Raw genomic sequence first — 7,561 nt, forward strand, 5'->3', positions numbered from 1 at the left:
CATGTAATTGCGGTGACTGGAGAAAAAGAAAATGCGCCTACAGTCAGACTTATCACTCAATCCTTTGTTGCACTTTCAAAACTGGCAAAATTTACTTCAATTGATTCAAAACTCTCTAATGATGAAAAACAAAATCTTCCAATTCCGCTTCCAGAAAAATCTAATGGGTTTAATCTAACTCATACAATTGTTTTGAATTTACCTACAACTACAACAAAAGAAGTTTATGATGCAATTTTTAAAAGCTTAAAAGAAAATTTAGGATGACATGAATTTTAATGAAATCAAATTAAATAGCTTTATGTGGAAAATTCAACATAGTATAAATGATTTAATTCAAATTGAAAACAGTTCTGAAGATATTAATAATTTAGTTGAATTTAGTTCTGATGAAAATTCAATTTTACAATTTAATGAAAAATATATCAAAGAAGCAAATGACAATATTGAAGCGTACAAGATTTTGTATTGTTTAGAAAATGATCTTCGAGAGAAAATTCGAGATTGTTTGTCTGGTGAACCCAATTGGATAGATGATGCTATGTTCTCAAATCTTAAAACAGAAATCAATAAACGAAAGATTGATGAATCTAAAGCAAAAATTTTGATGAGAGATGATGATGATTTAATCTACATGACTTTGGGGGAATTAAAAGATGTGATTCTTAAAAAATGGGATAAATTTGAACAGAGTGGTGTATTTAGATCTAAACCATATATTGATAGAATTTTAACTGATATTAACAAGGCTAGAATAATAATTGCACATAATTCTAAATTACAAGATATAGATATAGAACAATTAAATCTGAACTTGGGATATTATAATAAACAAAAATAATCTCTTTTTCATCATAACGTCCTCATCTAATTCTCTCATAGAGATCTGATTAACCAGTTCAATACTCTTGTAAATATTTTATAAAATTTATACCAGCAAATCTTTATTAGATTAATCTGCATAATATGTGCATGAATTTACTCTATTTGCTTGGAAAGAGATTTTCTAATGGTTCACGAATTAAAAACCTAAACTACATTGAATTACTTAGTTCGGGGTTTGTAACTAAAAGAGATGAAAAACTCTTAGAAAAAACCTTGAGAAATAATGCCAAAAAATCTTTGAAAAATAGAACTAAAGTTAACGATAGAAGATAGAATATTGAAATCGCGTAATGGAAAATATCGTCTATATGAAAAATATATCTTACAATTCCTAAACAAACAAACTGATGATGTAGCAGCGTGGAAAATAGGCCGTTGCACAAATATTCCAAAATCTTCTTTGTATGATGTTTTAGGCAAACTACGTTCTTCGAATTATATAGATTGGATAGGTGAACCACAAGATGCAATTAGCATGATTCTGATTACTGGGAAAGGAAAAAAGCATCTTAAACAATTACTGATTATGAATTCTAATTAACATCTGTCCGAGTTAACTATTTTTTAAAAAATCATAAAATGCACATGAAGCCAGACCAGTACTAAAACTTAATCCAGTAGTTACAACCCAGTATTCAAACACATGTTTAATAGTATGAACTTACATAAAAAGAATTTTTCATAGTGTGATTATTCAAAATACTGTATGTAAATAAAAAATGTATTATTTCCTGTAAGAATTTTGGGTTCAATTTATTATCTAATAGGCAATTGACACTGTTGAATTCTTGCACTTATTTTATTAAAAATGAGTGTATCAAACTTTTACTTCAACACTGCAATTGAGTTTAGAAATTTGAACTATAAGTTAGAGTAGGAAATATTGACTTTCTCTTTTAATGGCTGACTTTCAGATCAAATTCTGAGTAAGGTATACCAAAAAAGAATCTGGCTTAAAATAGATAAATATTCAATTCAAAAGCATGAATTTAACCCAGAAATATGGCAGTCATAGGCTAGGGTATCTATTTGCAGTTTTGGCAGCTATTATGTTTGGGTCAGTATCAGTAGTAGCAAAACCTCTTGTTTCGTCAGTTGATCCTATTTTGCTTGCGTCTTTAGTATACATAATATCTGCAATTACTTTGAGTCCTTTTGCAAAAAAGAAAAAGAGGAATATTACAAGACGAGATATTTTGTTAATTCTATCCATTGCAGTTTGCGGTGCCGTAATTGCACCAAGCTTGTATTTTGTAGGATTAACGCATGCAAGTGCGTCAGACGCAGCAATAATTGCAAATGGTGAGGTATTTTTTTCTGTTTTACTTGCAGTGATGTTTTTCAAAGAAAGGTTAAGATTAGTTGGGTGGATTGCAATTCTTTTAGTTCTATCGGGCATGATAATCATAACAACAAATCTTAATTTTTCAGACTTTACCTTACAACAAATTCATTACAAGGACATGTTACTAATTTTAGCGATGTTATTTTGGGCGCTTGATAACAATCTTAGTAGATATCTGGCACAAAAGATGGATGTTGCAAATATTGTACAAATAAAATCCGCAATAGGCGGAGTAATGTTATTTGTAATTGCATTGTTGGTATTCAAAGTAGATATCAACATAGAGTTAAATCAGATTATGCCAATTTTAGCACTAGGAACTGTAGGATTTGCAGCGTCACTTTATTTTTTCTTGCAAAGTCTAAAAAGAATCGGCATAGTTAGAACTATTACCATATTTTCAATGTCATCGGTATTTGGTGTATTATCATCTGCCATATTCTTAGCAGAACAGATTAGCTTGTATCAAATTATTGCAGCAGGAATTATGATACTAGGAGTTTATCTTGTGAGTAGGAAAGAGACAGTAATTAGTCCAGTCTAGATAATATAACTAAGAAATGAGTTAAGAAAAGATCATAATCATTGTAGGTATCATAGCAGGAGTTCTAACTCTGGCAGGGTTAGCGCTTTATCAGTTGAGATATTTTCTTTTATTTGTCATAATTTTGCCCGTTCAAGTTTTTGTTGTTGAGATTGGTAATTTTTCATTAGTTTTTCTTCTCCACTTGTAATCTTGTATCGCCTAAGTAGTGAGGAATTTGCAATAACCGAAATTGAGCTTAGTGCCATGGCAGCAGCAGCAAAAATTGGGTTAAGCAATCCTAAGGCAGCAATAGGTATTCCGCCAGAGTTGTATGCAAAAGCCCAGAAAAGGTTTTGTTTGATTTTTTTCATGGTTGCCCTGCTCAATCTAATTGCACGAGAAACATCCATTAAATCATCTCTAATCAAAATTATTCCGCCTGTTTCTTTTGCAATATCAGAACCACTGCCAATTGCAATTCCTATGTCTGCTTGAGCCAAAGCAGGTGCATCATTAATTCCATCACCTACCATTGCAACAAATTTTCCTTGATCTTGTAGCTTTTTGATTTCTTTGGCTTTATCTGCAGGTAAAACATTGGCAATAATTTTTTCAATACCGACTTTTTGGGCTATCGCTTTGGCAGTTTTTTCATTGTCACCTGTAATCATGATGGATTCAATTCCAAGATCGGTGAGTGCCATTATTGCCATTTGAGAAGTCTCCTTTAGAGAATCTGCAACTGCAATTATTCCCTCTATTTTATCATCAATAGCTACCATTATTGCCGTCTTGCCTTCAGATTCCAATCTTTCCATGTTTTGTTCAGCAAGACTAGCATCAATACTAAATTGTTTCATCATTTGGCGATTTCCGTCATAGATTTTTTTCCCATGAACAATACCTCTTACTCCTAGTCCATTTAGTGATTCAAATTCGTCAGGAGCGATAAGAGGAATTTTCATTTCTTTTACTTTGTTTACAATGGCTTGAGCAATAGGATGCTCTGATCCCGATTCAACTGTTCCGCCATATTCAAGAATTTGTCTTTCAGTTAATTCATTTAATGATACTATGTCGGTAACATCAGGCTCTCCTTTTGTTATAGTACCTGTTTTATCAAATACTATGGTGTTGATTTTTTGTGAACGCTCCAAGTATTCAGCACCTCTGATTAAAATTCCAGATTCTGCACCTTTTCCAACTCCTACCATCAACGCGGCAGGTGTAGCTACTCCAAGTGCACAAGGACATGCAATAATCATTACTGCAACAAATGCAAGCATTCCTGCAATAAAATCGCCCATAACAAAATACCAAAGCAAAAACGTCACAACAGCCGCGCTTACTACAGAGGGAACAAATTTTGCTGCAATGGAATCTGCCATTCTTTGCACTTTTGCAGTAGAAGATTGTGCTTGCTCTACAACATGAACAATTTGAGATAATGCAGTTTCCTTTCCTACTTTGCTTGCTTTGATTTGAAGTAATCCCTGTTTGTTGACAGTGGCACCAATGACTTGATCACCTGGTTTTTTTCCAACAGGCAAACTTTCTCCTGTAATCATTTTTTCATCTATAGACGACTCACCACTAATTATAACTCCATCAGTAGGAATTTTTTCTCCAGGCTTTACGATCATGATATCGTCTAGTTTAATCTGATTAGAAGGAATTTCAATTTCTGAACTATCACGAACCACTCTTGCCATAGGAGGACTCAGATCAAGTAATTTTTTTACAGCAGATGAGCTTTTCTTTTTTATTGCTTCTTCCATATATTTTCCTAAAAGAACAAAGGCAATAATTACAGCAGATACTTCAAAGTAAACAAATTTTTCATCTCCAGGGATTGCATCTGGGAAGAAAAGAACCACAGTACTGTAGATGTATGCAGTCAATGTCCCAATTGAAATTAACAAATCCATATTTGCAGTTTTTTTAAGAATTGCATGGAAGGCTCCAACATAGAATGTCCACCCTCCAATGAATTGGACAGGAGTTACAATTATGAAAAGAAGTAAACCATATGAGAGAAATGGTATTTCAGGAAATGGAACCCATGAAACTGTGATTGCCCCAGCAGCAACACCAAGATAAAGTGCCCCTCTAATTATTGCAAGAGCTAAGGCTCCCGAAGTAGCCACATAGATTCGCTTCTTCATTCTGGATAGTTCTTTTTCAGGTTCTGTGAAAGTTTTCTGACAAGTAGGACTACAAAAGTAGAATTTTTTTCCACCAAAATCAGAAGAGAGTCCTGATTTTTCATTTACAATCATTCCACAAACTGGATCTTTTGCCATACTAATCTCCCTCTTCAAATAACAAGATTTGCCTTAAAGACAAACGGTAATTCTCATACTTGGTTTCATTTTTTGTGATTAGCAATTCGTCATATTTCAATAGAATGCTTTACAAATGTAAAATGTATGTAATGTCAAAAATGATAATCAAGACAGGCTTAAATTAACTTCAAAGAAATATACGGTCATGTTATTCCAAAATGTATTAGTTCCATGGGATGGTTCCAAACATTCCAATCATGCATTCAAGATTGCATTAGATATGGCAAAAAAATACAATTCCAAAATTAATGTAGTTTCATGTCTTAGTCATGCTGATACAGGATCTAGTTATTTAGATAGTGGTATCAACAAAGAAATTTTTTAAAACTGCAAAAAACGTTATGGCACATAAAATGTCTGAACTAAAAGATGATGCAAAAAAAGCAGGCATTTCTACTTCTATTGACGTACTCATAACAGATTCAACTGTAAAACAATTAGTTACATATGCAAAAACAAACAAAGTTGATCTTGTAATAATGGGCTCTCATGGACTAACAGGTTGGAGAAAAGTATTACTAGGAAGTGTAGCTAATGGAGTTTCACAGCAAGTTCATTGTCCGGTGTTGATAGTAAAATAATTTCAATATTAAATAGTTCTTTCAATAAAATACAAACAAGGAAGAGATGAAATGAGTATTTTTAATCATAATACGTTTCAGAAATTCTCATCTTCATACATAGATTATGTTCTAAATCAAAATCAATTATTTGTTCAATACAATGCAATTTTAGCTGATTCGATTTCAAAAACATTACTTGAAAACAACATTACATTGACCAATTTTTTATCTAATGATGCACAATCAAAAATGAGGAAAACTTTTGATCAAGAGTTTCGAGAGAAAATAAAAAAAGATGGTTTTGTAAATTCCCTCTCAAAAACCATGGACTCATGGTTCACATTATCAGAGTATTTTGGAATTGGTAGGTGGTATAAGAAATCTGTCGATCAATTTTCTATCCTTAACAAAATGCTTGAACCTCTACGTGACAATCTAAACCGAACAGACTCTGAATCAATAAAGATGGATGGTCAATATCACTTACTTCATTACAACTCTAAAAAAGTCAAACAAGATCCAATTCTAATTGTTTATTCACTGATAAACAGGCATTACATTCTTGATTTGTTACCTAAGATCAGTGTTGTAAAAACATTTTATCGATAATGGATTTGATGTATATGCTACAGACTGGGAAACTCCAACTACTTTTGACAAAGATATGACTCTTGAAAAATATATTCATGAATATGTAGAAAAATCTGTTAAAAAAGTTCAAGAAATTACTGGTTTTAAGAAAATAACTCTGTTTGGGTATTGTTGGGGAGGAATTTTTTCATTAATTTATTCTGCAATGCATCCAGAAATGGTGAAAAATCTAGTCTTGCATGCAACACCAATTGATTTGGAAAAACCAGACACAGTAATTGAAAAATGGACAAAGCAAATTAAACCAGATATCATGATAGAAAAGTTTGGTAATGTCCCAGGACAACTTTTGAATTTTGCCTTTATGATGAGAAATCCATTAGAATCTGTTCTAAAATATCCAAATTATTTCAAAAAACCACATTCCCCAGAGGAAATTCAGCAGTTTATGGCAATTGAGATGTGGTTGTATGATAGTAGACCAATCACAGGTAAAGTGTACAAAGAGATTATTGAAAAAATTTATCAGAAGAACCAACTCATCCATAACAAAATGAAAGTTGGCGAAAAACTTGTTGATCTTAGTAATCTTACTATGCCTATATTAAACATAGTTGGGGAAAATGACGATTTGGTTCCACCAGACTCTAGCAAATATGTTATGTGTGATATTCCAAGTACCGATAAAGAGATAATAGAATATCCAACAGGTCATGTTGGATTATGCATAAGTAAAAAAGCACACAAAGAATTATGGCCAAGAGTTACTGAGTGGATTACAAAAAGATCATAACAAAAGAATAGGAATTAAAAATCTGCTGAACTTTTAACAACATCCGCCGCGTCTTGGATGATTCTTTCTATATTCTTCTTGCTGGTTTTCTTCTTCAGTTTTTATTATAACAAATCTATTTGCATGTTCTTCATTGCAAAAATATTTGCCAAATCTTTTATGTGTAGTTTTTTTATCTACTTCAACTCCACATATAGGACAATATTTCTTGAACCCAAACATCACATTAACAAATACAATACACGCATAAATAATTTGTAGTTTACAATTGTAAGACAGGCTAGTTAAATATCTAAAAAAAATTCTAAAACAACAAGATGGTAAATGTGTGTAAAGGAATCTGTGTCAGATACAAGGCATTAGGATACAAAGGTCGAAATAGATATGAAGATGGGCAGAAACGATGTCCAGTATGTGAAGAATTTCTAAGACATTCTGGTGTAAGGTGTCCATGTTGTAGTGTAAAACTACGAAGTACGCCCAGAGGTAACAGAGCAAGAAAAGAAATTCATG

12 protein-coding genes are annotated in these 7,561 nt (G+C 32.3%); 10 read left to right on the forward strand and 2 right to left on the reverse strand.

Annotated elements, in window-relative coordinates:
* The 5 genes from BD31_RS03810 to BD31_RS03830 form a co-directional block, all read left to right on the forward strand.
* On the forward strand, positions 1-267 hold a 267-nt coding region (locus BD31_RS03810), incomplete at its 5' end, for a hypothetical protein (protein WP_008298821.1).
* Between the two features lie 34 nt (positions 268-301).
* Entirely contained in the window at positions 302-841 is a 540-nt protein-coding gene (locus tag BD31_RS03815) for a hypothetical protein (protein WP_008298831.1), read from the forward strand.
* A 131-nt stretch (positions 842-972) separates the two neighbouring features.
* Positions 973-1,158, forward strand: a complete 186-nt coding sequence (locus tag BD31_RS03820) for a hypothetical protein (RefSeq protein WP_008298829.1) — start codon at positions 973-975, stop codon at positions 1,156-1,158.
* A gap of 4 nt (positions 1,159-1,162) precedes the next feature.
* Complete coding sequence (locus BD31_RS03825; RefSeq protein ID WP_008298822.1) at positions 1,163-1,426, forward strand: hypothetical protein; 264 nt, start codon at positions 1,163-1,165, stop codon at positions 1,424-1,426.
* Positions 1,427-1,868: 442 nt separating this feature from the next.
* Complete coding sequence (locus tag BD31_RS03830) at positions 1,869-2,774, forward strand: DMT family transporter (RefSeq protein WP_008298826.1); 906 nt, start codon at positions 1,869-1,871, stop codon at positions 2,772-2,774.
* Between the two features lie 116 nt (positions 2,775-2,890).
* On the opposite strand, the gene BD31_RS03835 is transcribed toward BD31_RS03830, so the two are convergent.
* Positions 2,891-5,059: a heavy metal translocating P-type ATPase gene (locus BD31_RS03835; protein WP_008298834.1), complete on the reverse strand. Its 2,169-nt coding sequence runs from the start codon at positions 5,057-5,059 to the stop codon at positions 2,891-2,893.
* Between the two features lie 187 nt (positions 5,060-5,246).
* On the opposite strand from BD31_RS03835, the gene BD31_RS10910 reads away from it, so the two are divergent.
* Genes BD31_RS10910 through BD31_RS03845 form a run of 4 tightly spaced genes read left to right on the forward strand, consistent with a single transcriptional unit; the run spans position 5,247 to position 7,048 of the window.
* On the forward strand, positions 5,247-5,426 hold the full coding sequence (locus BD31_RS10910; RefSeq protein ID WP_250634641.1) for a universal stress protein: 180 nt from the start codon (positions 5,247-5,249) through the stop codon (positions 5,424-5,426).
* Positions 5,427-5,454: 28 nt separating this feature from the next.
* Positions 5,455-5,682 carry a universal stress protein gene (locus BD31_RS10915; RefSeq protein ID WP_250634642.1) on the forward strand — a complete coding sequence of 76 codons (228 nt, stop codon included), beginning with the start codon at positions 5,455-5,457 and terminating at the stop codon, positions 5,680-5,682.
* Between the two features lie 51 nt (positions 5,683-5,733).
* Positions 5,734-6,273 (forward strand): hypothetical protein, encoded by a 540-nt coding sequence (locus BD31_RS09665; protein WP_008298816.1) that lies wholly within the window; start codon positions 5,734-5,736, stop codon positions 6,271-6,273.
* A 55-nt stretch (positions 6,274-6,328) separates the two neighbouring features.
* Positions 6,329-7,048, forward strand: a complete 720-nt coding sequence (locus BD31_RS03845; RefSeq protein WP_008298838.1) for an alpha/beta fold hydrolase — start codon at positions 6,329-6,331, stop codon at positions 7,046-7,048.
* Between the two features lie 33 nt (positions 7,049-7,081).
* Here BD31_RS03845 and BD31_RS03850 read toward each other — a convergent pair whose 3' ends face one another.
* On the reverse strand, positions 7,082-7,270 hold the full coding sequence (locus BD31_RS03850; RefSeq protein ID WP_008298836.1) for a hypothetical protein: 189 nt from the start codon (positions 7,268-7,270) through the stop codon (positions 7,082-7,084).
* A gap of 95 nt (positions 7,271-7,365) precedes the next feature.
* On the opposite strand from BD31_RS03850, the gene BD31_RS09785 reads away from it, so the two are divergent.
* Positions 7,366-7,561, forward strand: a 196-nt coding sequence (locus BD31_RS09785; RefSeq protein ID WP_081583211.1) for a hypothetical protein, incomplete at its 3' end; no start/stop codon positions are given.

It is taken from the genome of Candidatus Nitrosopumilus salarius BD31, from assembly GCF_000242875.2.
GTDB lineage: Archaea > Thermoproteota > Nitrososphaeria > Nitrososphaerales > Nitrosopumilaceae > Nitrosopumilus > Nitrosopumilus salarius.